General features: G+C 51.5%; 25 protein-coding genes. 19 read left to right on the forward strand and 6 right to left on the reverse strand.

What is annotated here, in order from left to right; translation table 11 throughout:
- The first annotated feature begins 55 nt into the window (after positions 1 to 55).
- From PDUR_RS07190 to PDUR_RS07210, 5 genes are all read left to right on the forward strand, one after another.
- Positions 56 to 1,381, forward strand: a complete 1,326-nt coding sequence (locus PDUR_RS07190; protein WP_042205673.1) for an ABC transporter substrate-binding protein — start codon at positions 56 to 58, stop codon at positions 1,379 to 1,381.
- 93 nt (positions 1,382 to 1,474) lie between these two features.
- A complete protein-coding gene (locus tag PDUR_RS07195; RefSeq protein WP_042205674.1) occupies positions 1,475 to 2,350 on the forward strand; it encodes a carbohydrate ABC transporter permease in 876 nt (291 codons plus the stop codon).
- Between the two features lie 33 nt (positions 2,351 to 2,383).
- Positions 2,384 to 3,211, forward strand: a complete 828-nt coding sequence (locus tag PDUR_RS07200) for a carbohydrate ABC transporter permease (RefSeq protein ID WP_042205675.1) — start codon at positions 2,384 to 2,386, stop codon at positions 3,209 to 3,211.
- Between the two features lie 129 nt (positions 3,212 to 3,340).
- Positions 3,341 to 4,810, forward strand: coding sequence for an amidase family protein (locus tag PDUR_RS07205; RefSeq protein ID WP_042205676.1), 1,470 nt, complete (start codon positions 3,341 to 3,343; stop codon positions 4,808 to 4,810).
- A 119-nt stretch (positions 4,811 to 4,929) separates the two neighbouring features.
- The gene (locus tag PDUR_RS07210) at positions 4,930 to 5,565 is read left to right on the forward strand and encodes a hypothetical protein (protein WP_169744896.1); all 636 of its coding nucleotides are present in this window, start codon (positions 4,930 to 4,932) and stop codon (positions 5,563 to 5,565) included.
- 135 nt (positions 5,566 to 5,700) lie between these two features.
- Here PDUR_RS07210 and PDUR_RS07215 read toward each other — a convergent pair whose 3' ends face one another.
- The gene (locus PDUR_RS07215) at positions 5,701 to 6,702 is read right to left on the reverse strand and encodes a lipoate--protein ligase (protein ID WP_042205678.1); all 1,002 of its coding nucleotides are present in this window, start codon (positions 6,700 to 6,702) and stop codon (positions 5,701 to 5,703) included.
- A gap of 234 nt (positions 6,703 to 6,936) precedes the next feature.
- Here PDUR_RS07215 and PDUR_RS07220 point away from each other — a divergent pair, with 234 nt between their 5' ends.
- The 4 genes from PDUR_RS07220 (at position 6,937) to PDUR_RS07235 (ending at position 12,060) form a co-directional block, all read left to right on the forward strand.
- The gene (locus PDUR_RS07220) at positions 6,937 to 8,244 is read left to right on the forward strand and encodes a nucleobase:cation symporter-2 family protein (RefSeq protein ID WP_042205679.1); all 1,308 of its coding nucleotides are present in this window, start codon (positions 6,937 to 6,939) and stop codon (positions 8,242 to 8,244) included.
- Between the two features lie 117 nt (positions 8,245 to 8,361).
- Complete coding sequence (locus PDUR_RS07225; protein ID WP_042205680.1) at positions 8,362 to 9,870, forward strand: aminotransferase-like domain-containing protein; 1,509 nt, start codon at positions 8,362 to 8,364, stop codon at positions 9,868 to 9,870.
- A gap of 17 nt (positions 9,871 to 9,887) precedes the next feature.
- Positions 9,888 to 10,841: a D-alanine--D-alanine ligase gene (locus PDUR_RS07230; RefSeq protein ID WP_330217246.1), complete on the forward strand. Its 954-nt coding sequence runs from the start codon at positions 9,888 to 9,890 to the stop codon at positions 10,839 to 10,841.
- Positions 10,831 to 12,060 carry an aminotransferase class I/II-fold pyridoxal phosphate-dependent enzyme gene (locus tag PDUR_RS07235; protein WP_081949427.1) on the forward strand — a complete coding sequence of 410 codons (1,230 nt, stop codon included), beginning with the start codon at positions 10,831 to 10,833 and terminating at the stop codon, positions 12,058 to 12,060. Before PDUR_RS07230 ends, PDUR_RS07235 begins: the two co-directional genes overlap by 11 nt.
- On the opposite strand, the gene PDUR_RS07240 is transcribed toward PDUR_RS07235, so the two are convergent.
- From PDUR_RS07240 to PDUR_RS07250, 3 genes are all read right to left on the reverse strand, one after another.
- Entirely contained in the window at positions 12,007 to 13,692 is a 1,686-nt protein-coding gene (locus PDUR_RS07240; RefSeq protein ID WP_042205682.1) for a methyl-accepting chemotaxis protein, read from the reverse strand. The two genes, PDUR_RS07235 and PDUR_RS07240, sit on opposite strands and share 54 nt — an antisense overlap.
- Before the next feature lie 508 nt (positions 13,693 to 14,200).
- On the reverse strand, positions 14,201 to 15,292 hold the full coding sequence (locus tag PDUR_RS07245) for a M24 family metallopeptidase (protein ID WP_042205683.1): 1,092 nt from the start codon (positions 15,290 to 15,292) through the stop codon (positions 14,201 to 14,203).
- Between the two features lie 62 nt (positions 15,293 to 15,354).
- A complete protein-coding gene (locus tag PDUR_RS07250) occupies positions 15,355 to 16,077 on the reverse strand; it encodes an MBL fold metallo-hydrolase (protein WP_330217247.1) in 723 nt (240 codons plus the stop codon).
- 247 nt (positions 16,078 to 16,324) lie between these two features.
- Between PDUR_RS07250 and PDUR_RS07255 the strand changes: the two genes are divergently transcribed.
- The gene (locus PDUR_RS07255; RefSeq protein ID WP_042205685.1) at positions 16,325 to 16,828 is read left to right on the forward strand and encodes a GNAT family N-acetyltransferase; all 504 of its coding nucleotides are present in this window, start codon (positions 16,325 to 16,327) and stop codon (positions 16,826 to 16,828) included.
- A gap of 63 nt (positions 16,829 to 16,891) precedes the next feature.
- Here the strand turns inward: PDUR_RS07255 and PDUR_RS07260 are convergent, their stop codons facing one another.
- Positions 16,892 to 17,221: a winged helix-turn-helix transcriptional regulator gene (locus tag PDUR_RS07260; RefSeq protein WP_042205686.1), complete on the reverse strand. Its 330-nt coding sequence runs from the start codon at positions 17,219 to 17,221 to the stop codon at positions 16,892 to 16,894.
- Between the two features lie 90 nt (positions 17,222 to 17,311).
- Here PDUR_RS07260 and PDUR_RS07265 point away from each other — a divergent pair, with 90 nt between their 5' ends.
- The 9 genes from PDUR_RS07265 (at position 17,312) to PDUR_RS07305 (ending at position 24,824) form a co-directional block, all read left to right on the forward strand.
- On the forward strand, positions 17,312 to 17,572 hold the full coding sequence (locus PDUR_RS07265) for a YqkE family protein (protein ID WP_036600255.1): 261 nt from the start codon (positions 17,312 to 17,314) through the stop codon (positions 17,570 to 17,572).
- A gap of 190 nt (positions 17,573 to 17,762) precedes the next feature.
- Positions 17,763 to 18,941, forward strand: a complete 1,179-nt coding sequence (locus PDUR_RS07270; protein WP_052410107.1) for a polysaccharide deacetylase family protein — start codon at positions 17,763 to 17,765, stop codon at positions 18,939 to 18,941.
- A gap of 181 nt (positions 18,942 to 19,122) precedes the next feature.
- Complete coding sequence (locus PDUR_RS07275) at positions 19,123 to 19,629, forward strand: metallophosphoesterase family protein (RefSeq protein WP_042205687.1); 507 nt, start codon at positions 19,123 to 19,125, stop codon at positions 19,627 to 19,629.
- A gap of 6 nt (positions 19,630 to 19,635) precedes the next feature.
- Positions 19,636 to 20,175: a GNAT family N-acetyltransferase gene (locus PDUR_RS07280; protein ID WP_042205689.1), complete on the forward strand. Its 540-nt coding sequence runs from the start codon at positions 19,636 to 19,638 to the stop codon at positions 20,173 to 20,175.
- A gap of 91 nt (positions 20,176 to 20,266) precedes the next feature.
- Positions 20,267 to 20,722, forward strand: coding sequence for a GNAT family N-acetyltransferase (locus tag PDUR_RS07285; RefSeq protein ID WP_156130673.1), 456 nt, complete (start codon positions 20,267 to 20,269; stop codon positions 20,720 to 20,722).
- A 67-nt stretch (positions 20,723 to 20,789) separates the two neighbouring features.
- Positions 20,790 to 21,500: an HAD family hydrolase gene (locus tag PDUR_RS07290; RefSeq protein ID WP_042205691.1), complete on the forward strand. Its 711-nt coding sequence runs from the start codon at positions 20,790 to 20,792 to the stop codon at positions 21,498 to 21,500.
- Between the two features lie 351 nt (positions 21,501 to 21,851).
- A complete protein-coding gene (locus PDUR_RS07295) occupies positions 21,852 to 22,898 on the forward strand; it encodes a Fic family protein (RefSeq protein WP_042205692.1) in 1,047 nt (348 codons plus the stop codon).
- A 408-nt stretch (positions 22,899 to 23,306) separates the two neighbouring features.
- Entirely contained in the window at positions 23,307 to 23,801 is a 495-nt protein-coding gene (locus tag PDUR_RS07300; protein ID WP_042205693.1) for an RNA polymerase sigma factor, read from the forward strand.
- On the forward strand, positions 23,802 to 24,824 hold the full coding sequence (locus tag PDUR_RS07305) for an anti-sigma factor (RefSeq protein ID WP_042205694.1): 1,023 nt from the start codon (positions 23,802 to 23,804) through the stop codon (positions 24,822 to 24,824).
- A gap of 324 nt (positions 24,825 to 25,148) precedes the next feature.
- On the opposite strand, the gene PDUR_RS07310 is transcribed toward PDUR_RS07305, so the two are convergent.
- Complete coding sequence (locus tag PDUR_RS07310) at positions 25,149 to 26,261, reverse strand: FAD:protein FMN transferase (protein WP_042205695.1); 1,113 nt, start codon at positions 26,259 to 26,261, stop codon at positions 25,149 to 25,151.
- Positions 26,262 to 26,289: the final 28 nt, after the last annotated feature.

Consider the following 26,289-nt stretch of genomic DNA (forward strand, 5'->3'; position numbering starts at 1 on the left):
AGCGATTTCAGAAAGAGGATAAATTTTGATAAGAAGAAAAGAAAGGGGATTCAATATGAAACGGAAATATATGAAAGCGCTTAGTGTGCTTGCTGCTCTGTCCCTGACGATCTCGCTGACCGCTTGCGGAGGGAAGAATTCGGACAATTCAGCCTCCTCCGGAAACAGCGGCGCAGCGAACGACGGAACGAAGAAAATTCAAATCAAGGTATATGCGCAGCATTTTGACGAGGATACCGCGAGGCCTTTCGACTATGCGGTGGAAGAGCTGAAGAAAGAAATGCCGAATGTGGAAATAGTGCTGGATGAAGCGGTACAGGACGGATATCAGAAATTGAAAACGTATGCTGCAACCGGTAACATGCCGGATATTTACGAGACGGACTGGACGACGCTCCAAACCTTTGCCAAATCCAAGAACGTAGAGCTGCTCGACAGTTATCCGGATACCGCCGATTTCAAATCCAAGCTGAACACGGGTCTGGAATCCCGGCTTACCGCTCCGGACGGACATGTCTACGCTTTCCCTTATACGGGAATTGAGTTCCAGCTCATTTACTACAACAAGGACATCTTCCAAAAGGCCGGAATTCAGACGCCAATCAAAACAGTTGATCAGTTGGCCGACGCCGCCAAGAAGCTTTCCGCCGCGGGCTACACGCCAATGGCTATATTCGCCAAGGAAAAATGGATTACTACCGCCTTCTACGCTGGATTGGTAACACGGAAAGACGCAAAGGGCTTCGGTGATCTGGAAGCGGGTAAACCAGCCGCACTGCCTACGGCGTTTGTAACGGCAGCCGAGCAAATGAAGAAGCTGCAGGAAGCGGGCCTGTTCGACGCCAACGCCACTAACACCAACTATGACCAGGCTTCATCCCAATTCTATTCGGGTAAAGCGGCCATGTTCATCAACGGACAATGGGAGATCTACAGCAGCACAGAGAAACTGGGCGACAAGGTGGACTGGATGTACACGCCGGCCAAGGATGAGGCGACATACGACAGCAGCAAAGGCTTTATCAACGGTGCAGGCTCTCCCGGCGGATTCTCGGTGTCCCCAAGCAGCAAGAACAAGGAAACCGCCGTTAAAGTGGCAAGCTTCCTTGCGCAAAAATACAGCGAATATAAATATACCGTTCTGGGCAGCCCGATTGTATCCGTCAAAGTGGATAAGCCAATGACCGGCGAAGTGCCTCCTATGATGAAGCGGATTGCCGATGAGGTTCTCCCGAATGTGAAGAGCTATGCGACAGCGGTTAACAATGTGCAGATCAAAAATGTGATCGATGACAATACTCAGAACATGATGGTCAGCGGCTTTACGGTGAAGCAATTTGCAGATAATGTTAACCGCATTCTGGCCAAAGAGAATAAATAACGGGGTTCAAGAAAAGTCAGTGCGGAGCAGCCTCGTAGCTTCCCTGGGGGACCGGGGCTGCTTTCGTAAGAAAAAGGAGTGGAATCATACTGCATGAACAGATATTTAAGCAATAAAAAAGCGATTGCGCTGTTTTTGCTTCCAGCCCTGCTCATCTATAGTGTCGTCATTATTTATCCGGTGCTTCAGACCGTATACCGAAGCTTCTTTAACTGGGACGGGCTGAGCACAGCAACCTGGAACGGGATTTCCAACTATCGGGATCTTCTCGAAGACCCTCTGCTTATTACTTCTCTGCGCAACGGCCTTATTTTCGCGCTTGTGCTTGCGGTGTTTCAGATTGGCCTCGGAACGGTGCTCGCACTGGCCTGCGCCGACCCGCGCATCAAGGGACGCAAATTACTGAAGACGTCTTATTTTATCCCGGTCGTGCTGTCCGTCACCGTTGTCTGCCAATTGTGGCTTGCCATGTACGATCCGACCAATGGGCTGATTAACCGTCTTTTTAACCTGCTTCATATTCCTTACCAGCAGAACTGGCTCACGTCGCCGACCGTTTCCATTATTGCGATTGCGTTCGTCAATGCCTGGCAGTTCATGGGGTATCAGTTCAGCCTTTTGTATGCCGGCGTCAAGTCCATCCCCGAACAGTATATGGAAGCAGCAACGATTGACGGCTGCTCCAAATGGATGGCGCACCGTAAGGTAACGATTCCTCTGATGAAGGAAACCTACAAGTTCTGTCTGATCGTTGCCATTACCTCCGGGATCGGAGCGTTTGTACAAATGCTGATTATGACGAGCGGCGGACCGGGAACGAGCAACTATACCCTGACATACATGATTTACCGCTATGCCTTCATGGAAAGCAACTATGGCTATGCCTGCGCTGTTTCCGTCGTGTTGGTCAGCTTGTCCCTCTTGGCAACGGTAATTATTAACAAGACGTTTGACCGGAACGAAGCGTAAATAGAGCGCTGTCCGGTAAGGAAGGAGTGCAATATGAAGAAGCTGAGAGCGGTTCTGATTCAGACCCCGCTATGGATATATTTTGTTATTTCCGTCTATCCCCTTGTATGGATGATTTCTTATTCGCTCAAAAACAACGACGAGATTTTCGTCACCAATCCGTTCGGCTTTCCGACGCATTTCAGAATTGAGAATTATACGGCGGCCTGGTCGCAGTTCAATATTCCACGCTATTTTATGAACAGCTTTATCGTCTCATCCATTTCCACGCTGCTGATTATTGTGCTGGCCCTGATGTTCTCGTTCGCCATCGCCCGAATGCGCTGGAAGTTCCGCGAGAGTGTCAGATTGTATATGACGATCGGCATGTTCATGCCGCTTCAGGTCATCATGATTCCTCTAGCTATTCTGGTTCGTGATTTCCATTTGACGAATACCTACGGCGCGCTGATCGTTCCCTATGTCGCCATCGGCCTGCCCTTCTCTTGCCTGATATTCTACGGGTTCATGAAAAGCATCCCCGGCGAGCTGGAGGAATCGGCCTGCATGGACGGTGCGAATATTTACCGGATGTTTATCCAGATCATCGTGCCTGTCGTAACTCCCGCCATCGCGACCGTTGCCATTTTCCAATTCTTAAGCAACTGGAACGAATTCATGCTTGCCTATATTTTGATTTCCGACGAAGCGATGAAGACGCTCCCGCTCGGCCTGCTCTTCTTCCAGGGGCAATACAGCACCGATTGGGGCGGCATGGGCGCGGTCATGACGATTGCGAGCTTGCCGATGGTCATCATCTATCTGTTCTTCAGTGAACAAGTCGAGAATGCTATGACGGTCGGCTCGGCTGTAAAAGGTTGATCCTTCAATCGGATCGGGGAGACCATAGCAGCATGCCATCAATTACCCAGTGAAATCAGGATCAATCGTGGTATTATTGGATTGCTAACTGTGTAATTTTGGAAGACTGGGGCTGAATGGGGCGTGTATATGGAAGATCTTTTTAAGATACAAAACTTCGATGTAGAAGAAGCAAGCATATTCGATTTACAAGACGCGATGGCACATGGAAAGACTACCTCAAGAGAATTAGTGTTTTGTTATTTATCCCGCATCGCAAAGTATGATCAGGATGGTCCTCAGATTAATTCAATAATGGAAATCAATCCCGATGCCATCTTCATTGCAGAGGCGCTTGATTTAGAGCGGCAGCGTAAGGGCAGTAGAGGCCCTCTTCATGGAATTCCGATTCTTGTGAAGGACAATATCGAAACCGGAGACAAGATGCATACTAGCGCGGGAGCGTTAGCACTGGCACAGCATGTAAGCACGGAAGATGCTTTTCTGATCCGGCGGTTAAGAGAAGCAGGAGCTGTCATCTTGGGCAAGACCAATATGACAGAATGGGCCAACGGCGTTTCCTCCACCATGTGGGCAGGATACAGTTCAAAGGGGGGGCAAGTCACGCACCCTTATGGTGAATTTTTCACAGGCGGGTCTAGTACCGGATCGGCGGCTGCGGTTGCGGCGAATCTCGCAGCGGCGGCGATAGGTACAGAAACCTCTGCTTCCATTCTAAGTCCGGCCGTACAAATGTCTATCGTGGGCATTAAGCCGACCGTCGGTTTAATCAGCCGTTCGGGGATCATCCCTTTTTCTTACTCCCAAGATACGGCCGGGCCGATGGCAAGAACGGTTTCGGATGCGGCAATTCTGCTTAGTGCATTAGTTGGGAGGGATGAGCAAGATCCAGCAACTGGGCGGAATGAAAGCTGTCATACCAAGCAGGATTATACCGCATTCCTGGACAGAGAGGGATTATACGGAGCGAGAATCGGAGTCTTTTGTGAAGTGCCTGAACATGTGCGAGAATCTGGCGAGTATGATGAGGCGCTATTTAACCAGGCAGTCTCCGACTTGATTAAAGCAGGAGCGGAAGTAGTGGAACAGATAGATATTCCCTCGTTCCATGGACCATGGCAGTGGAATAAGATGAATCTGGAATTCAAACATGGAATAGAGAATTATCTGCAGCATCTTCCGGCACACATGCCGATCCATTCATTGTCCGAGCTAATCGAATGGAATAAGGAGCATGCTGAAAAAGCTCTAAAATACGGTCAAGATCTATTAGAATTCCGGGAAAGGCTGACCGATCCCCTGAAAAATAAAGATTACATCCTGGAATCCATAATGGATTTGCATCTTGCTCAGAACGAAGGAATCGATTATGCGATAAAACGTTATCAATTAGATGCGATCATGTTTCCTGCTTATATTGGAGCGGATATTTGCGCCAAAGCGGGCTATCCGTCCATTGCCATCCCTGCGGGGTATAGAGAGAACGGCAGACCCTTTGGGATTACTTTTGCTGGAACAGCATTTAGCGAACCTGCCCTAATTCGCATAGCCTATTCTTTTGAGCAAAGAACGAAACATCGCAAAAAGCCTGTGCTGTGAGCTATCCTCCGCTTTTTTTCTTGAGGGGGGCACACTCCATTTTCCTTGATAATGCATAGTATATCTAGAATTGCGTTATTAGGGAGATGATTCGAATACATTCAACAACCAGAAAACGTGTGATGGTATCCAAGACGGTATCTAGTATTGTAGATATCTTTATAACCGGTGGAAATGAACTTGATACCGTAACCCTGAACTCCATTTGCGGCGGTGCATTCGATAACAATTTGGAAATCATCCCCGACGGAACGGTGGTCACATTGCGTCGCGGGAAAATCACGAGAAAGGTAACCATACGCCAAGGCGAGGGATCGGAATGCGTTGCCAACTCCCTTAGAGTCAGCAGAGCGCTTGCCCGGATATTTCGGCTCCGTAATCAAACCCGGTTCACTTTCACCTTCAATACCGTGACCAAAACCTTAACCATGTGCCGCAAACGAGTGACGGCCGATACCTTGCTCCTCACTGCCAATTCCAGAATGCTGCGGGACCGGGTGGCAATCGGACTTGGAATCGCAAGGAAGGACGGCAACTACTTAAGGGGCGGGGAACTCATTACCTTAAGGCGCGGAAATATCCGAAAGAGACTGCGTTTCGTGCTATTGACGGAAAACGACGTGTTCAACAATACCTTCAGCTTAAACCCAAGGGTGATTCGGTTACTGGGACTTGAAGCGAATAAAAGGTACCGGATCACCTACGATCAGGTTAAACGGGAATATGTCTTCATACGGCAAGTCGCACGGAGCTAGCTGTGGCCAAACCTTTGTCTTTCCGTATCAAGTCTCAACCAGGTTAAACAGAACGGACTCCAAGCATAAAAAAGCGTCCCGGCATTATTCATTGCGGGGCGCTTTTCGTTTGCTTTTGTCCGCTAATCCTGAGGACTATTCCTCTAGAAAGATCAAACCAATAACATCCTCCGGCTCGATGCGGCCAAAATAATGCTTCAGATCGAGGCGGGAGAGTGCCTGCCGGACCTCTTCCTGCTCATACCGCTTGCCGCGCAGGGCGTCTTCCACATCAGCCACATCGCCCACACCGAAGAAGTCGCCGTAAATCTTGATTTCCTCGATCCGCGCGTCCTTGAGCTCCATCCGGATATCGACGATTCCGCCGGGGAACTTAACCGCATGCTTCACATTGCTCTTCGGCGACTGGCCGTAGTTCCAATCCCAGTTCTGATACCGCTCCGCCGAGATCTTATGGATTTGAACCCAATCCTCCTCATTAAGCTTGTACTGCGGCACCTCGGCAGGCTCCATCCCGAAGATGGACCGGAGAAGGCCCGCGCGGAATTCCTCGATGGTCATGTCCGTTCCAAGCAGATCCTTAATATTGGCGACCCGGCTGCGGACCGATTTGGTGCTCTTGGACTTGAATTTTTCCGGATTGGCATTCAGCGACGCCTGCACGTCATCCAGATTCAGGTCGTACATCAGCGTACCGTGGCTGAACATGCGCCCCCGGGTTGAGAACTGGGCGTTGCCGGAAATTTTTTGCTCACCAACCTGAAGATCGTTGCGTCCGCTCAGCTCCGCGTTAACGCCCATGCTCTGCAAGTAATCGATGACCGGCTGGGTGAATTTCAGGAAGTTATGAAACGATTCGCCGTCATCTTTAGTGATGAAGCTGAAGTTCAGGTTACCTAGATCGTGATAGACCGCGCCTCCCCCCGACAGCCGCCGCACGACCTTGATATGATGCTCTTTGACGTATTCCTGATTGATTTCTTCTATTGTATTTTGATGCTTGCCGATAATAATGGACGGGCTGTTGATATAAAACAGCAAATAGCTCTCATCCATGGACAGAAATTTCAGCGCGTATTCCTCAATAGCCAGATTGATGGACGGGTCCGTAATTCCGGCATTATCGATAAAGAGCATATCCATACCTCCGTAGTAACAAGAATTAATCCAATTCATTTCTTCCATACCATAATACAACATTCATTAATGAGGTATATTATTTTTTTGTTTAATGTACACATAAAAACGAATTATCTTTATACATGTTGACTAATATAAGCGATGGATAATGAAAATTGTGTAAATGGCGCATATAATATGAATTACAATTTTTAACTACTTAATTTTAAACTTTGGGGAGGGACGGTTAGAATGCAAGAAACAAAAAGGATGACCATTTTTTCACTGGGTCTTCAGCATGTGTTAGCGATGTACGCTGGAGCGATCCTAGTACCCTTAATTGTTGGGAGAGCGCTAAATTTAACGGTTGAGCAGTTGGCGTATTTAGTGTCTATCGACTTGTTAACTTGTGGAATCGCAACCTTACTGCAAGCCCGCAAAGGCAAATGGCTCGGGATTGGTTTACCGGCTGTGTTAGGCAGTTCTTTTGTCGCTGTTACACCGATGATTGCCATTGGTTCGCAGTATGGGGCTACAGCTATTTACGGCTCTATTATCGCGGCCGGTATTTTTATCATGCTATGCGCTGTATTTTTTAGTAAAATCGTTAAGTTTTTCCCTCCAGTCGTCATCGGTACGGTGGTTACCATTATTGGCCTCGCGTTAATTCCCACCGGAATTAAAAATATGGCGGGCGGCGCGAACAGCAAGCAGTTTGGGAGTTTGGAAAATTTGGCACTTTCTTTTGGCGTGCTAATTTTTATTTTGCTGCTTAACCGTTATACTCGCGGTTTTATACGGTCTCTGTCGGTTCTCTTTGGAATTATTGCCGGAACTGTTGCAGCTTCCATTATGGGCAAGGTTAATTTCTCCGCAGTGCAGGATGCCTCATGGTTTCATTTACCCAAGCCCTTTTTCTTTGGAGTACCTTCATTTGAAATAGGTCCAATTATCACGATGATCATTGTAGGTACAGTTGTCATTATCGAATCAACGGGCGTATTTTTCGCTCTAAGTAAAATCTGCGATCAGCCCATAAATGAAAAGGATTTGGCCCGGGGATACCGTGCCGAGGGGTTGGCTTTTATTTTGGGAGGAATTGTGAATGCCTTCCCTTATAACACCTTTGCTCAAAATGTAGGGCTTGTTCAGCTTTCAAAAGTAAAAACAACCAATGTTGTTGTTGCCGCTGGAGGGATATTAATCACTCTCGGGCTCATCCCGAAAATAGCCGCTTTTGCGACGATTATTCCTACCGCTGTGCTTGGCGGGGCAACGGTTGTGATGTTCGGAATGGTTGTTGCGTCAGGAGTAAAAATGCTGCAAGCCGTTGACTTCAGCAACCAATCCAACCTTCTTATTGTGGCATGCTCGGTTTCGTTGGGTCTTGGTGTCACCGCTGTCCCGGATTTGTTTGCACAATTGCCTCAGGGCATCAAGATTATTGTAAGCGATGGAATCATTACAGGAAGCTTGGCGGCCATACTGTTAAATATCTTTTTTAACTTCAGCTCCAAAAAACAAAATGTGCCTATTCAGCAAGCACAGGAAACTCATTAATCTCTTTCTAAAAATGGACTGTGACACACAGAACCGCAACCGGTGAAAATCGCCGCGTGTGCGGTTCTTTTTTTGCCTGTGCAAATATGCCATGATAACGGTGGAGGAGATATTCGTATGTTCAATGATTTCAGGCTTGCGGAGGGCCGTCCGGTCTATCTGCAAGTTAAGGATTACATGAAACGGCTGATTGTCCAAGGAGCGCTTCAGGCGGACCGGCGGCTTCCCGCAACAAGAGAACTCGCCGGGCTGCTCGGCGTCAGCCGCAATACGGTCATCTCCGCCTATGCGGAGCTTGAGGAAGACGGCTTCGCTTACACGGTTCAGGGCAAGGGCAGCTTCGCCGCTGCGGTGTCGCCCGTGCGGGTAGCCGGTAATACGGAAGCGGACGATGGCCTGAAGCTGGACTGGGCGGAGCACGTGAGCGAATATGCTCAGTTGGCGGAGGAACTGGACCTTATGAAGCGCGGCATCCGGGCCGCGAAAGGAACGATCTCGTTTACGAGCATCGCGCCGGACGAGAAGCTGTTCGATCTGGACAGCGTCAAGCGCGCTTTTTCGGACCGGATGGCCGTGGAGGGAAATGTGCTGCTGAATTACGGCTATGCCAAGGGCTACAAGCCGCTGATCGACTATTTAATGGAATATATGGCCCGCAAGGGCGTGGATACTCAGGATAAAGATATGCTCATGACGAGCGGCTTCACCGAAGGCTTTGACATCGTGCTGTCGGCGATCCGTAAAAAAAGCGGCATGGTGCTGTGCGAGAACCCGACTCATAATACAGCCATCAAAAACTTAAAGCTGCACGGTTTCGGGATCAAGGGTATTGCGATGGAACCGGACGGCATCAGCATCGATGGTCTGGAACAGGCGCTTGCGGAAGGGGCGTACGACCTCGCCTATTTCGTTCCGTCCTATCATAACCCGACGGGCATCGTGACCTCCCTGCAAAAAAGGCTGGAGCTGATGACGCTGATGAACCGATACCGGATTCCCGTCATCGAGGACGGGTTCAACGAGGAACTGCGCTACTCCGGCTCGCATGTATCGCCGCTGGCGGCCATGGCGGGCGCGGGGAATGGCGTCATTTATATAGGAAGCTTCTCGAAGGTGCTGTTTCCCGGTCTTAGAGTAGGCTGGGTGCTGGCGGACCGGAAGCTGATCGGCACCCTGGAGAGCATTAAGCGGGCCCGCAGCATTCATACCTCGACGCTCGACCAATCGCTGCTGTATCAATATTTGCATAACGGCAATTTGGAAAAATATTTACGCAGGGCGCGGGCCGAATATAAACGGAAATACGAGTGGACGCTTGCGTGCTGCCGCGAACTTGTTCCCTATTCCACCCTGTCGGGAGATGGCGGGCTGCATCTGTTCATGGCGTTTGAGCATGGCTTCGACACCAGGGAGCTGCTGGCGGCCTGCTCGCGAAGAGGCGTGATTTTTACACCGGGGGACAATTTCTATACGGATGGAACAGGCGGGAACACGCTGCGCCTTGGGTTCTCCAGAGTGGCCGATGAGGATATTCGCAAGGGAATCGCCATCATCGGCGAAGCGGCAAGAGAGCTGATGAATAGCCAAGGAAGGAATGAAGGCAGCTGGCGGCAACAGAATGAATAGGCTTGTATGAGTACTGGATGAACCGGTTAACGAAAAGGAGCGATAGACATGAAGGTTGGTGTGATCATGGGCGGCATATCATCGGAAGAGAGATTTCGCTGAAGACGGGCGAGGAGATGTTAAAAATGCTGGACCCTGCCAAATACGAGGCCGTTCCGGTCGTCATTAACAAGAAGGGAGAACTGGCGGAGAAGGTGCGCGGCCTCGATCTTGCGCTGCTGGCGCTGCATGGGGCGTTCGGCGAGGATGGCACCGTGCAGGCCGTGTTGGAATCGCTGGGCATTCCGTATACGGGAAGCGGCGTGCTGTCCAGCGCCATCTGCATGGATAAGGATATGTCCAAAAGACTGCTGCGCGCAGCCGGCATCAAGGTCGCCGATTGGCTGTGCTGGAACCATATTGACGAATTTGCGCCTGAGGCGGTAGAGAAGCTTGGTTATCCGGTTATCGTTAAGCCTTCCTCTGGCGGTTCCAGCATCGGCATGGCCAAAGTGAACTCGCCGGACGGACTGCGGGCCGACGTAACGGAGGCTTTCCGCTGGGACCGGTCGGTCATGGTAGAGCGCTATGTCCCGGGGATGGAGATTACCTGTCCCATTCTGGATGGAGAGACGCTGCCGATCATCGGCATCGTCCCTATGGCTGCGGAATGGTTCGACTATGACGCCAAATACACCGAGAATGGAGCGCAGGAGCAAGTTGCCGTTCTGCCCGCCGAACTGGAGCACAAGGTGCGGCGGATCGCTCAGGATTGTTACCGGACGCTGAAATGCAGCGTGTACGCCCGGGTCGATATGATTCTATCGGACGGCGTTCCCTTCGTGCTTGAGGTGAACACGCTGCCGGGCATGACTTCGGCCAGCCTGCTGCCCAGGAGCGCCAAAGCCGCCGGACTGACATTCAGCGGTCTGCTGGATGCTATCATCTCCGCTTCGTTGAAGGAAAGGGGCGTGCCCGTCTATGTCCGGTGAATGGGTTCGTCAGGATGTCCGGGAGCTGCCCCCATCGGGCATCCGCGCTTTTTTTGAACAATGTGCAGATGACAAGGACTTGATCCAGCTCGGAGTCGGCGAGCCGGATTTCCGGGTGCCGGAGTCTGTACGTAAGGCGTGCATCTCCGCGCTGAACCGGGGAGAAACGGGGTACTCTTCGAATGCGGGGCTTCCGGAGCTCCGCCAGGAAATTGCCGGGTATTTAAGCGCCGGCTTCGGGCTTTCCTATGATCCCATTGCTGAGATCATCGTAACAATGGGCAGCAGCGAAGCGCTGGATATCGCGCTGCGGACGGTCATTTCACCGGGAGACGAGGTGATCATCCCGTCACCGGGCTATGTGGCCTATGCTCCGATGGTTACGCTGAGCGGAGGAACCGTTATTCCCGTTGAGGTGAAGGGGGAAGAGGGCTTTAAATTGACAGCCGAGGCCCTGCGGCGGAGCATTACCCCGCGTACCAAGGCGATCATCGTCAATTATCCGAATAATCCGACCGGCGCGGTGATGACCCGCAGGGATTGGGAGCCGATTGCCGAGCTTGCCGCCCGGCATAATCTGATTGTCATTTCCGACGAGGTCTACGCCGAATTGACTTACAGCGGACAGCATTTCAGCATCGCGGCGCTGCCGGGCATGAAGGAGCGGACGATCGTTATCAGCGGATTCTCCAAAGCGTTCGCCATGACCGGCTGGAGGGTAGGCTATTCTTGCGCCAGCGGCGAACTGTCTTCCGCGATGCTTAAAATCCACCAGTACACCGCCATGTGCGCTCCGGTTCCGGGGCAGATTGCCGCCCTCGAATCGCTGCGTAGCGGACTTAAGGCAAAGGACCGGATGAAAGCCGCCTTTGATGCGCGGCGGACCCTGTTCGTGGAGGGACTGAATGCGATTGGCCTGCCCTGCCATATGCCGGACGGCGCGTTCTATGCCTTCCCGTCGGTTGCCGGAACCGGGCTGACCTCGGAGCAATTCGCGCTCCGGCTGCTTAGCGAAGCCGGTGTCGCAGTTGTACCCGGTTCGGTCTTCGGGCCCGGAGGAGAGGGGCATGTCCGCTGCTCTTATGCCGCTTCATCCGGGCAGCTAGCCGAGGCGCTGCGGCGGATCGGACGGTTTATGGCATCCCTGTCTTCCGGCGGGCATCCGTTAAATTTTAAACTTCCGGACCGCTTCCTGCATTTTGAGCGTCTGTCCGTATAAATGCTCCACCGTTTTTGCGTGTCCATCGAGCTGTTCTTGCTGGCTGCGGTAATTGTCGGCCAGGATCTCAGCGCCCGCCTGCGATTTCTTAGTGATCTGCGCAGTTTCCTCTACGGATGCGGTTACTTCTTCGGTTCCCGCCGAAATTTGCTGGGTGGCTGCGGATACGGACTGAACGCTTTGGTTGATGCTCTGGATGAGTATGGCAAGGTGGTCGAAGGCGTTGCCCGCTTCCTCGACTTTGCCTACGCCGGACGCAACCTCGGCATTAACCTCGTTCATACTGACCACAGAACGCTGCATTTCCTCCTGGAGGCGGAGAAGGAACTCGCGGATTTGCTCGGTGGCTTCTCTGGACTGCTCCGACAGCTTGCGAACTTCTCCAGCGACGACGGCGAAGCCGCGGCCATGCTCGCCTGCCCGCGCCGCTTCAATGGAAGCATTAAGGGACAGCATTTGGATTTGTTTGGTAATCTCCGAAATGCCTTGGACGATGCCGCCGATTTTCTGCGACTGCTCGTCCATTTGGCGGAACTGCTCCAGCGATTTTGTGGAAGCCCGTCCAATCTGGCGCATCTGTTCGACAGCGCTTTGAGCCGTGTCGTTGCCGCTAACCGCTTCGGCGGAGGCTTCATGAATCTGCTCGGTCACTTCGCCCGCTGCCGAAGCGATATGCTGGATGCCCAAGCTGATTTCTTCCATGGCCCGGGCGTTATCTGCCGCACTGCTTGCGATTGCCGTGCTTCCTTTACCAATCTCAAAAGCGGATTTCCTGGAGCTTTCCGCCATATCCCGGATGCCATCCACGCGTTCCTTTAGTTCGTTGGAATCCTCCATAACGGTGTCTGCGGTACTCAGTACCTCGCCGATCAAGTCTTTCAAGCGCAGCGTCATCGTCTGGAAGCTCTCGGCCAACCGGGAAATTTCGTCACGGCCATTAATATCCAATTCCTGGGTGAAATCACCCTCGGCCAACTGGTTGCTGTATGCCGCAAGCCGGGTGATCGGACGGGTAATACGCCGGCTCATGAACACAGCTGCGGTCATACTGATAACCAGGGCCAGCAGCGTAATACCGGCGCTGGTCCACAGTGTGCTCGTCATCTTATCCCTAACGAATGTCATGTCCGCGCTGACACCGATCACAAGGGCGCTTCCCGGAATGCCAACGTAAGCCGTCTTATGTACGCCATGGCTGTCGGAGTATATTTCGCTGATGCCGCTCTTTCCCTTGGAGGCTTGCTCAAGAGCCGGTGTCACCTGAATTTCTTCCTTCCGTTTGAGCGCCGACTCATGATCCGCACTCAGGACGACAGCTTTTCCATCTTTGTATTCTGCTAGAAAAATCGTCTCCACATTATGCTGTGTCCGTTTATCGTGGAAATAATATTCCACATTCGTCGCCGCCTGTTCGTTGGTGCGGGCCTGCATTGCGTTAGTCGAGTTCAGCTGTTTGTAAACGTCCTGCGATGCAGAGCCGAGAAGCTTGTCGATCTGCGGGACAACGTAGCTGTTGATGGTATTGATGGAGATAAAGTAAAAGCTGATACTAAGCGTAAGCGAAGTGAACAAGAGGGCAGCGAGCAATAACAACATAAATCTCCGGCCGATGGAATGACTGATCCGAAACATGCGGTTCTCTCCTTTTTAAAAATGAAAAATGTACAAGCTAATGCTTCCATGATCCCCGTCATGCTTTTAGGATAAACGGAAACGGCTTTTGTTGAGCCGGTATTCGTTTCTGCAATCAGGTGGGTAAGCCAGCGTCTGTTCTTGATAGCTAGGTCTATTATCCTGCCTTTCAACCCGGCATAAAGACATGGGGGGACGTGCATGAATACTATTCTATAAAATTAACCGTCGGTTGAATAGGGAGGAATGGCCTATGTAAGGTGTAATTTTCTGTACTTCAATGATTTTTGCGGAATATTTCACGACTTTTCTTTTTTTCAAGGGACGCACATAATACTTTATAAAAAAAGAGAGCCGCGCATCATTGTGACACGCTGGCTCTCTTTTGGTTAGCAGTAAGGCAGGAGATCTCTGCCTTTGAAGAGACATTATGCGTACGGACAGGCGGAGAGGGAATGCCCGGTCTGGCAGGAGAAGGCTCCCGCCTCTGCTGCCGCGCCGCCGGGAATCAGAGCTCCAGTACGGTCCAGCTTTTAGGGAAGCTGGTGAGCGTCCGGGCGCCGTCTTCCGTAACGAGCACCTCGTCCTCAATCCGCACGCCGCCGAGTCCAGGCACGTAAATCCCGGGCTCCACCGTAAAGACATTGCCGCTCTCCATGATGTCCCCGTTAAGGCCGTGCAGGGAAGGGTATTCGTGAGTGTCCATGCCAAGGCCGTGGCCCACGCGGTGGACAAAATAAGGCCCGTACCCCGCTTCTTCAATAACGGCGCGTGCGGCCTGGTCGACCGAACCGTAGGAGGCGCCGGCTTTGGCAGCGGCAATTCCGGCTTCGTTGGCGGCCAGCACGGTATCATAGATGCGGACCAGTTCGGTGTCCGTCTCCCCCACGGCAAAGGTGCGGGTGATGTCGGAAGCATAGCCGTCCGCGAATACGCCGAGATCGAACATCAGCAGGTCGCCGGGCGCGATAAGCCGTCTACCGGGAACGCCATGCGGGAGGGCCGTATTCGGCCCGGACAGCACCATTGTATCGAAGGAGGGCCCGGAGGCGCCGAGCTTTTTCATCAAATACTCCAGCTCCGCAACGAGCTCGATTTCGCTCACTCCCTCCTTCACATGGGCAAGCCCCTGGCGCAGCACTTCCTCCACCAGCTGGGCCGCATGCTCCATACGCTCAATTTCCCCCGGCGATTTGATGGCGCGCATACGGCGCAGAAGAGGACCAATGTCGGCGAAGCTGTCCGCAGGGGCGGCTTTCGACAGAAGCTCGAAGCGCGCCACCGAGACATGCTCCTTCTCGATGCCCAGCTTCCCAAGCTTTGGTCCGAGTTGATTCTTCAGAAGGCTGTAAGGATCATCCGTATCGCTGTGAGTGACGATCTTAGAGACAGTTGAGGATGCATGTGCAGATTCAGCGTCGAGCGCGGGAACAATGAGCACCGGCTCCTCGCCTCGGCCAAGCAGCAGACCGAGAAACCGCTCATGCGGGTTGCTGGCAAATCCTGTCAAGTAATATACATGCTTGGGATCGGTGATCAGCAGGGCGTCCAGCCCTTCCGGAGCCATTTCCCGTTCGAGTCTGTTCAGAGCTTCATTCATTTGTACATTAATCTCCCTTCAATTCACGATACAAAATGGATTCTCGCTCTATCGCAAAAACGTCAGGCCAACTCTTCAATAAGCGGCTGCGGACTGCCCTCGTATAGGCCGCCATGGTAACAGAGCACTCGGGCAATCGGCCGTCCCTCCAGCTTACGGAGGCTGCGCAGCGCAAGGGGCATATCCGGCGTCGCCCATTCAACGGGTCCGGCGAGCTTGCCGTCCACGACGCGTAGTTCGTCGGCGGCCAGCAGCAGCTTGTCGTTTGGCAGATAGAGGCAGATATGACCGGGGGTGTGTCCCGGCGTATGGATGACTTCCGCGCCGCCGCCCCAAGGCGGCATGTCTCCATCCTGCAGAACCGTGAACTTGCCCAGGCCCGGCAGGCTTTCAAGGAAATGAAGGGCCAGATCCTTGAACCCGCCGGGCATCTGCGCGATCCGTTCCGAGGTAAATTTGACCAGCGGGAGACTGCCGTTCAGATAAGGAATATCGTCCGCATGGGCCAGAAGCTCTAATCCGGGTATCCGGTTCACGAGTTCCTGCAGATTCCCGATATGATCGATATCCTGATGGGTAATAACGACGCGCCTAATATCGGATATTTGCGCTCCGGCATCTTCGACTGCCTGTTTCAGTTCATCGAACTGCCCGAGCATGCCGGTGTCAACCAGTGTCAGACCGTCTTCATCCTTCAGCAGCGCCGGGTAAATTTCCGTGGGACCGAGAACGGGTGACAGCATGGGTACATTGAGCGCGATTACCGAATCTGAGAGTTTCATCATTTTTTCGGGAGATCTCCCCATTCACTTCCTTTCAAAATATATTATAGCACTGTTGAACTTTCGCCAGCAGCGTACTGCAAACATCACATATAATCAACAACCGCAACTTGACATATAAAATGAATTTAAGAATCATAAGAGAAGGAGCGGCGGAGAGAAAGGTTGGAACTCCAAGCATCTCTCGTAGTCCGCGACAACCCTTATGTAAAACAAAAGTTTAGTTTATGATAAATGGAGGAATGAATGGATGAAATGGCAAAAGAGCAGTATTGAAGATGCAACGCTGGAGGATCTGCCGGGCATTGTGGCTATTTACAACTCCACCGTGCCGGGACGGATGGTTACGGCCGATCTTGAACCCGTCAGCGTGGAAGACAGGCTCAACTGGTTCCATGAGCATGGCAGCGGCCACCGCCCGCTGTGGGTGCTTAGAAAAGACGGCAAAATCGCCGCCTGGCTGAGCTTTCAGTCGTTCCATGAAAGGCCGGCCTATAACGGAACAGCGGAAATCAGCATTTATGTAGGCGAAGAACACAGAGGCAGCGGAGCCGGAAGCCTGCTTGTGGGCAAAGCACTTGAGGAATGCGGGCGGCTTGGCATAAGCAATCTGGTCGGTTTGGTATTTGGGCACAATGGGCCAAGCCTGGGGCTTCTGGAGAAATTCGGCTTCGAGCGCTGGGGGCTCCTGCCCGGAGTAGCCGATATGGATGGCATACTACGTGATTTGGTTATCGTCGGCCGCAAGGTTTAGAGCATATCACGCAAAAAGGGAAACCGGCCCGGCCGATCCCCCTTCATGCGGCGATCTAATGATCTATGTGGATGATTTGGGTTCGGTCTCAATCCAGTCCCGGGACCAATTCTCCAGATCCCGAATGACCGATTCCAGCGCTTTTCCTTTTTCGGTCAGGGAGTACTGAATCCGTACCGGCGTTTCAGGAAATACTTCCCGGCGCACGATGCCCTCCTGCTCCAGATCCTTCAGCCTCTCAGACAGAAGTCTTCCGCTAAGAGGCAGGGAGGCTTCGATGGCGCCGAATCGCTGGGGTCCCTGAAGCAGTTGGTAAATGATCAGACCGGTCCAACGCTTTCCGATAATATCCATGCTTTTTTGCAGCCGGGGACACAAGGAAGTCTGCTTCATTTGTCTCACCTCTTGCTTTCATTATAAACGAAAAGACAATGGACTAAAACAAATAGAAGCAAAAATAAGCATAACAAGGAGGAAATTGCAATGGCAAAAAAGAAGAAATTACCGAACGCTCCACGGGTGAGCAAAGAGGATGCTCCGGCAACCTTGAAGGACCTGCTGAGCAGTGAAGTACTGAACAAACTGAAGGCTCAGGCCGATGAGCTGAAGAACGAGGAGAACGACCGCAAAGAAGCGGAGCGCAAGAAGGCGGAGGAAGCGCGGAAGGCGGAGCAGAAGCGCCTGGACAATGATTTTGCCCATTTGCTGGAGAACAGCAGCCAGGACTGGCGGAAATACAAATAACCGGTTAACGGTGCTTCGAATCTTTTTCGACCCGATTGGAAGACAGCTGTCCGAGATGCTCGGCCGGCTTCTTTTTCATGCGCATATCCCTGCAAAGATTAAAAAGTTGTTACCTAATGAAGGGCGAAGGCGGAATAAGATAAGGATACAAATGGAAGCGAGATTGTACGCTGGTTAGGAGAGTTCTGCGTTGAGAAAAATAATCGTCCCTGCATTGGCTGCTGCAATCCTGGCCGGTTTAGCCGTCTTTTTCGGGTTCAGACAAGAGTCCCATGAAGTCAACTTTGAGGTTGGCGGGCGGGTGCTGAAATCATCCGGTCCCCTCGAATACTCGCATCATGAGCTGCTGGTTCCGCAAACATTCGCCGAAAGCCTTCTGGGCGTAAATATCCGCTGGGATCGGCCGGCGCCTCTGCCAAAGGGGGTCTACTATAAAGATAAAGTGGCAGTCTTGATGTACCATCATCTATCCCGGAAACCGCTGCTGCCCTCTATTTTGTCGGTGAACCGGTTCGGTGACCAGATGAAGCTGCTGAAACAGGATGGCTATCATGTAATTACGATGGAACAGTACCGGCGGTTTATGCTTGAGAATGGCAAGATTCCGGACAATGCCGTGCTGCTTACCTTTGACGACGGCTATGAGAGCTTCTACAAGCTGGCCTTTCCGATTTTGCGAAAATACGGCTATACGGCGGTGGACTTCGTCATCGTCTCCGATGTCGATAATCCCGGCAAGGGTGGCTTGCCCAAGCTGACCTGGCAGCAGATGCGGGAGATGAAAAAATTCGGCATGGGCTTCTACAATCATACCTATAATCTTCATTTCTATGACGTTGTCGACGCCGAAGGAGGGAAGGAGCCGGCGCTTGTCGCGCAGCTCTACATTAACGACGAGAACCGGAACGAATATAACGAAGAATATTACCGCAGAGTGAAGGGAGATTTGGGACTGGCGGAGCGGAGACTGAAAGAAGAGCTTGGCAATACTGATTCGGCGCTTGCTTTTCCGTATGGGGCCTATAATGACAAGGTGCTTCATGTTACGGCTTCGCTCGGCATCCCTCTAACCTTCACTGTGAAGGAAGGGCTGACCGATAGAGGTGAACGGAATGCCGGCCGCATTAACGGGGGCAGCAATTTGCGGACTCCCGCGCAAACGATCGGCTGGATCAGGCAGTTTGTGCCCAAACGGGAATTGACGGTTAACGGGCGCAGCGTGCTTCTGGCGGGTGTCCAGCCGGAGTTCAGGAATGGAAGGCTGCTGGTTCCCCTTGACGACATTTGCCGGTCGCTGCATATCGCGATGGATTATGACCGGCATAACGGTACGGTAAAGCTGACGCTGCCTGGGGGTCATCATGCCTAGCGCGGCTTCGGCGGGACGCCCGGAGGATTCGGCATCTTCGGCAATGGCTGCCATAGAAGCCGTAGCGGCAGCCCGGTATTTTTTGCCTTGAGAGCCTAGCTCCGCTTCAGTGGACGAACCTTTGTCTTCGTCGTACAATAATTTACAATATGAAATCCCAATCAAGAGGAGGCGGAGCAAAATGAAAGTGGGAGTCGTTTCAGATACTCATATGGCCGGGACGGGGAAGAAACTGCCGAAAGCGCTGATAGAGGGGCTGGCGGGAGTCGAGCTGATTCTGCATTTGGGCGACTGGGTCGATATGGAAGTCTATAACGAGCTGTCCGCTCTGGCGCCGGTTGACGGAATTGCCGGAAATAACGACGGGCAAGACATTGTGAAGCGATTCGGCGAGCGCAAAATCATTACGGTTGCGGGCGCGCGCATCGGCATGGTTCACGGACATCGGCCCTATACCGGGAGGGGAACGGACAGCAATGCCTTGAGGGCGTTTGCCGGTGAGAGCCTGGACTGTATTTTGTTCGGCCATTCCCATCAGCCGCTGATGCGGAGCGAGAACGGTGTATTGCTGTTCAATCCGGGTTCACCGACGGACAAGCGGCGGGAGAAGCTGTATTCATTCGGACTGCTGGATATTGAGGGAGGGAAGATGGCAGCCCGCCATATTTTTTACGAATCGAAAGGGTGAGGCGGCATGGCGGTGGAACTGCGTGAACTGACGGTCCCTGAAAGCAAGGAGATTTATGAGATGGCACGCGAAATCGGGGCCGGGGAGAACGGGTTTGTCAACAGTCTCTATATTGCCGGATACTCCAAATTCCTGAAACTGCTTCCGGTTCTGCGGGATTATTCCACGGGGGTCGGCCTTCCGCCGGGACATGTGCCCCAAACCTTGTATTTTCTGTATGCGGAAGGAAGACCGATAGGCTATGGCAAGCTGCGCCACTGGCTGACCGACTCTTTGCGCGTCACTGGCGGCCATATCGGTTATTGTATCCGGCCCGCCGCGCGGGGAATGGGCTACGGCACGGCTCTGCTGGCCGGCCTTCTGGACAGAGCGCGGGGGCTGGGCATCGGCCGGACGCTCCTTACCTGCAACGAAGATAATGCCAGATCGCGGCGGGTTATTGAGAACAACGGGGGGCGTATGGCCGAGCTGGACAACCGGTACTGCCGATACTGGATCGACCTTTCGAACGATTCGCCGGCGGCAGACCGGGATAAGTCTAAATAATGCGATAATTTCTCCATGGCAAACCTTTAGGGCCAATCTTAGAATGACGGTATAACGGTGTTGATAAAGGAGAGCGATAAAAGTGAAACGGATTTTTGCGGTGCGGGCGGGTCTTGAGGATCTGGAGAGGATCGTACCTTTGTTCGACGAGTATCGGATTTTTTACAGGCAGGAATCGGACAGGGCAAGCGCCAGAGCCTTTTTGGAAGACCGGCTGCGCAGGGAGGAATCGGTTATTTTTCTTGCGGTCCATGAGGATGGGGAAGGCGGCAACCACGCGGTCGGCTTTACGCAGCTCTATCCTTCTTTCTCATCGGTTACGATGCAGCGGCTGTGGATTCTGAATGATTTGTACGTTACGGAAACGGCGCGGAAAAGCGGAGCGGGTGCGCTGCTGATGGAAACGGCCCGTGAATTTGCGAAGGAGACCGGCACAAAGGGACTGACGCTGACGACCTGGACCGATAACTTTACCGCCCAGCGGCTTTATGAGAAACAAGGCTATATAAAGGATGACGAATTTTACAGCTATAATCTTTTTTTCTGACTATAATATCCGGGGGACAGCGGTTACATCCTGTCCTAATCAATAGCGTAAGCTAAGGGGCGTTGAAATGGAGAGCAGCGGTAAAAGGGCAATTTTTTTTGATTTGGACGATACGCTTTATGATCATCTTGTCCCATTCCGGAACGCGGTGCGGGAAGTGATTAAGCCGGACGAGAGCGTGCTGGATGTACTGCATTTATTCGACCGGGTAAGATATCACAGCGACCAGCTATGGCCGAGATATCTGCAGGGAGAGTTCTCCCTGGACGAGACGCGGGTGCGGCGGATGGAGATCGCTTTCAGCGAATTCGGGATACACCTCAGCCGGGAGCAGGCGACGCTTGTGCAGCAAGGCTATATCAGCCGCCAGTACAACATCGAGATGATTGACGGCGTTCTCCCGCAGCTGACGCGGCTCATGGAAGAAGGCCATGTGGTCGGCATCATTACCAACGGTCCGGTAGATCATCAGATGAGCAAAATCCGCGGTCTCGGCGTGGACAAGCTTATCCCTGCGGATCGGATCTTTATCTCGGATGCTGTCGGCATTGCCAAGCCTAATCCGGAAATCTTCGCTTATGTTAACCGGAGTACGGGTACGAAAGCGGAAGACAGCGTGTATGTGGGCGACACTTGGCATAACGATGTGGTTGGCGCGCTGGATGCGGGCTGGAAAATGTGGTGGTACAATCCGAGAGGAAGGGAACTCATTGCCGGTCATACGCCGACCCATATTTTCCGGAATTACGAAGAATTTGCCGGGTTGTCGATTGTTTAGTGGACGACCTATAACAAATGATTATTTTCAAAAAAACGGCGCAGGCCGTTCTGGCTGTCGAGAAAGTCTCGACAGCTATTTTTATATCCTGATAATTTCATACGACACAGCGCTTCGCGGATGCTAAAGAGCTTCCATGGGTTTCGCTATTGCCGGTTACGCGGGCTTGTTAACATCAGATAACAAGTCCTGATAACAGCAGATGTACAGAATATGAGAAAATAGTGATCCACTTGGCTCGCCTGTAGAGGTAACCTTGTCGATTTTCACTTTAAGAGAACTGCATAATTTAATTGTGTATTTATATATATATTTTATGGTATAATATATAGAGATAAGGAGAGCTGATCCATGATTACATTTAAAACAGGACAACTAGAATCAAAGGCTTGGAGTAACAAAATTGTTCAATCGCTTTTACGATTGGCTGAATATAAAGGTAAGCAGCAGCTTTATTTTCAACAATCACCTGAAACACTGACTGCCCTGAAGAACCAGGCAATCATCCAAAGTACGGAGTCTTCAAACCGGATTGAAAAGATTATTGTAACCCAAAAACGTTTAGAGCAGATAGTTAAAGAACGAGCAAAACCGGAAGATCGATCGGAATCAGAGATCGCCGGTTATCGGGATGTACTTGAAATGATTCACAGCTCTGCGGAGCATATGTCGGTAAGTAATAATGTGATTCAGCAGATGCATCGGGACTTAATGCAGTATGTTTCTGGTTCAGGTGGTCGATGGAAACAAGCTGATAATGATATCACCGAGTCGCTTCCTTCTGGTGAGCAGGTTATTCGTTTTCATCCCGTTTCGGCATTTGCAACTGATCAATATATGGCTAACCTTAACCGATTTTTTAATCAGAAGAGAGACCAGGGAAGTATTAGTGATTTAATACTCATTGCCGTGTATGTCTTGGATTTTCTTTGTATCCATCCTTTCTCGGATGGTAACGGACGAATGGCTCGATTGCTTACACTAATGCTACTATACCAAGTCGGTTATGAGGTTGGCCGCTACATAAGTATTGAGAAGATCATTGAAGAAACCAAAGACCGTTACTACGAAACTCTTTATCAGTCTTCTATAGGATGGCATGAAGGAGAACATGACATTCTTCCTTGGGTTGAATATTTCCTATTTGTCATGGTCAAGGCGTATCAACGTTTTGAAGAGCGAATTGGAAGCTTGGATCGTAGTAGAGGATGGAAAGCGCGGCAGGTTGAAACTATCATTAAAAATCTAACAGCAGTTTTTAGCGTAGCTGACATTGAGGACCGCTGCCCAGGTATTACAGCTCCAACGATCCGGAATGTTCTTAACAGACTAAGCCGTGATGGTGTAATTGAAAATCTCTCCAAAGGAAGAAATGCCCGATGGAAATTAAAGAATTAATGATTAATTTGGGGGTTAGGATTTTTTGGAATTTAGATAGAATATATCTCCTTCTCTTAGCATAAAACGCATAGATGGATTTAACTATGGGATAAGAACATTTACAAAGAATGGCACTTGGTCAAATGTTTCTTTAACAAGGTGAAAAACTACCGGCGATTGGCGACCCGCTTTGACAAAAAAATAACAAGACACTCTTAAAAAGTGAGCGTTTAAGCCGTTTCTTCTTAATGACTGCCGCACCTGCGTTAAAATACTTGTGGCTATTGGCACTTGCCGGTTACGATGTTCCTCTCTTAACGGGGGATGCGTGATCTGGCAGGTGTTTTTTTGTATTGATGAAAAAAATTCCGCACAGCGACAACATTCCGGCTGCTGCATCGTTATATCACCGAAAGGGGGTGCAGGATGGGGCCCGGGCACCTGGAGCAGCTGCTTCAACCAAAAATGGCGGAGATTCGCCGTTATTTAATCCGATTGGGCGCTGGCGCCGCCGATGCGGAGGACATTGTTCAGGACACGGTTTACAAGGCGCTGCTGTATCTTGAAGCGATCGACGAACGCAAGTTCAGCGCTTGGCTATATAAGGCCGCGATCAACCGCTATTATGATCTGTGCCGAAGGCAGAAGCGGTTTCACTATGACGAAGAACCCGGGGATTATGCCGCTTCGGAGAGCGAACTGCCGGAAGAGACGCTGCTGAGGCGGGAGCAAAAAGACTTGATCGAACGCGTTCTCGGGAAGCTGAATCCTGTGTACAGACAACTGATATTGATGAAATACGAAATGGAACTGTCTTATCGGGAGATCGCGTCCCTTCTGGGCATTAGCGAGGGGAAGGTAAAAGCTTCGTTATACCGCGCAAGGCAGCAGTTCCAACACTATTACGGAGGTGAGGCATAAATGACCGCTCCTTGGGAGGATCAGGAAGATCAAAGTCTAACGAAAACCATTCAAAAAGCTAAACGGAGAATTTTGTTGCGAAATCTCGTTATTATCGCTATATCCCTAGTCTCATGCTTGATTGTGATCTTTGCCATCTTGCTTGGCGCCTTTAAGTTGACCAGCCGCGAAGCGGACAAGGTAGCGATGGACGAATGGGGGTATATATCGATCAGCAAGCCAAACGAGTATGAATCAGGGTTCAAAGATCAAAGTGGATTCCTGTCAGGTGTTCTGGAGCTGTACACATATAAAATCGTGGAGGGCGTGCCCATACCCTGGAACGAATATTGGAGTAATTATCAGGTAATAGGTTTCCCGGATTTTAATAGAACCTATGTCTCTACCTTTGGCATGGCCGGAACCGATCCGCAAATGAAGGCGCAGGGGTACGAGTACTACCGGGGTTACAACCGATACAATGGAAAGAGGGAGCTGGCGTTCTTTGTGCCGGGAGTGAATTATAACGGTAAGGTGCTGAACGACCTTCCTGCACTTTCGCAGATGGAATCTGGAAAACTGGTGGAAATGGCGCTGTCCTTTGACAAGGATTATTCCTTTGCCGAGGTGAAGGCGATGCTGCCCGCGGGAGTCAGGCCGGTATGGTACTGGGTTGATACGTATGATGACCGGACGAATTTTCATTTCAAGCCTTATAAGGACGGTAACGGAAACATTGACTATCCAATGCCCTTTTGGCCGTCTTTCGGAGTGTACGGTTTCGGAATCAGGCCGGACTACGACAAGGCGGAGCCGGGAGATTTTATTCAGAAGTTGAAGGACGGCCTTCAGGCGAAAGGCAAATACTACAGCGAATACGAACGTATCTATAATTTCCTGAAAAAAGATAAAGCCGAACCGGACGCTGGCGATGTCCGCCTCCTGGGAGTTGTCGTCACTGGGACCGCCAAGGGCCTGCAAAGCCTGAACGGGCAGCCCTATGTCCGCGCCGCCGTACTCGGCGCCGTCGTGGACAGATATTAGACTTGGTACAAGAAGCTACTCCCTGACTCATTGCGGTGATTCAATCGGCATGAAATGACGGGAGCGTGCGGAAAGGTCAAGTCGGAGTGCGGTTACGGCACCTGTGTTCCAGCAGGAATAAACACGGATGGATCGGTCTTGCGGTCCGGATGATACGAATTAAAGTCGGTGACAAGCCGGGGATTTAAAGACGGCAACCTGAACGACGGCAAAGACGGCATACAAGAAAAGGGAGACCGGAACAGAAATCCGGTCTCCCTTTCTATGCAAATCGCGAACGCTGCGGCGCTTCCTGTGCCGGTGAACGAACAGCCGCCGCTTTCGTCAATTCCCGAAGCTGTACGTTGGGTCCGTCAGCACAAGCCTTTCCCGGATACCCGGGGTTGCGTAAATTTTATTATCGTCGGTAATAAAGAATGCCTCGACCTTTTCCGGCAGCGACTCTAGATATTTCAGCCCCTCTTCATATCCCATCAGGAACACGCCGGTGGACAGGGCGTCAGCATCGGTTGCGTTCGGACTCATGATCGTCAGGCTCTTGAGCCCGTTCTGCGAGGGATAGCCCGTTCTCGGGTCAAGGATATGATGATACCGCACGCCGTCCTGCATGAAAAACCGTTCGTAAACACCGGACGCGTCGATAACTTCATCGCTGATCTTGATCGTTCCGAGCTGGGTGCCCCGGCTCTTGTCGGGGTCCTGCAGCCCGATGTTCCACTGTAGGCCGCCGGGCTTGGTTCCCAGGCCGATAATGCTGCTTCCGCCAAGGTTGATCATCGCGCTGTCCAGCCCCTGCGATTTCAGATAATCGGCGATCCGGTCTGCGGCGTAGCCTTTGCCAATGCCCCCGAGATCAAGCACCATTCCCTTTTTGGCAAGCTTAACCGTCTTGGCCTGCTCGTCGATGATGATATCCTTGTAATTGGTCAGGCGCTTCGCCTTGTCAATCTCGGCCTGCGGAGGAACCTTCTCTCCGCCATTGCCGATATTCCACAGGTCCACCAGCGGGCCGATGGTCGGATCGAACAGGCCGTCCATCTCCTGGGCGTATTTGATCGACTGTTTCACCGCATCCAGCGTCTCGTCCGATACCGCAACCGCATTCTTGCCGGCTGCAAGGTTGACGTTGTAGATTTCACCGCCTTCCTTCGTCCAGCTGAATTCCATATCCATCCGTTCCAGCATCTGCTGGATATCGTCCATATTTTTTTGCGAAACCGTGTCTCCATAAATCTTGATAGTCACTACCGTATCGTAAATATAAAATTGCTGTGAAAGCGACTTCGTTTCACCTTTAGCCGGCGCTTGGGCGGTATTCTGCGCCGAGTTGGCTTGATTGTCTCCCTTATTGCCCATAAACAGCCATGCTCCCGCGGCAGCGGCGATAATAATAATTAGTGCGGCGAGGAGCAGCGCCGTTATTTTGTTCTTGAACATGTTCCACCATCCATAAAGTAGATTCTTG

The organism is Paenibacillus durus (genome assembly GCF_000756615.1).
GTDB lineage: Bacteria > Bacillota > Bacilli > Paenibacillales > Paenibacillaceae > Paenibacillus_AQ > Paenibacillus_AQ durus.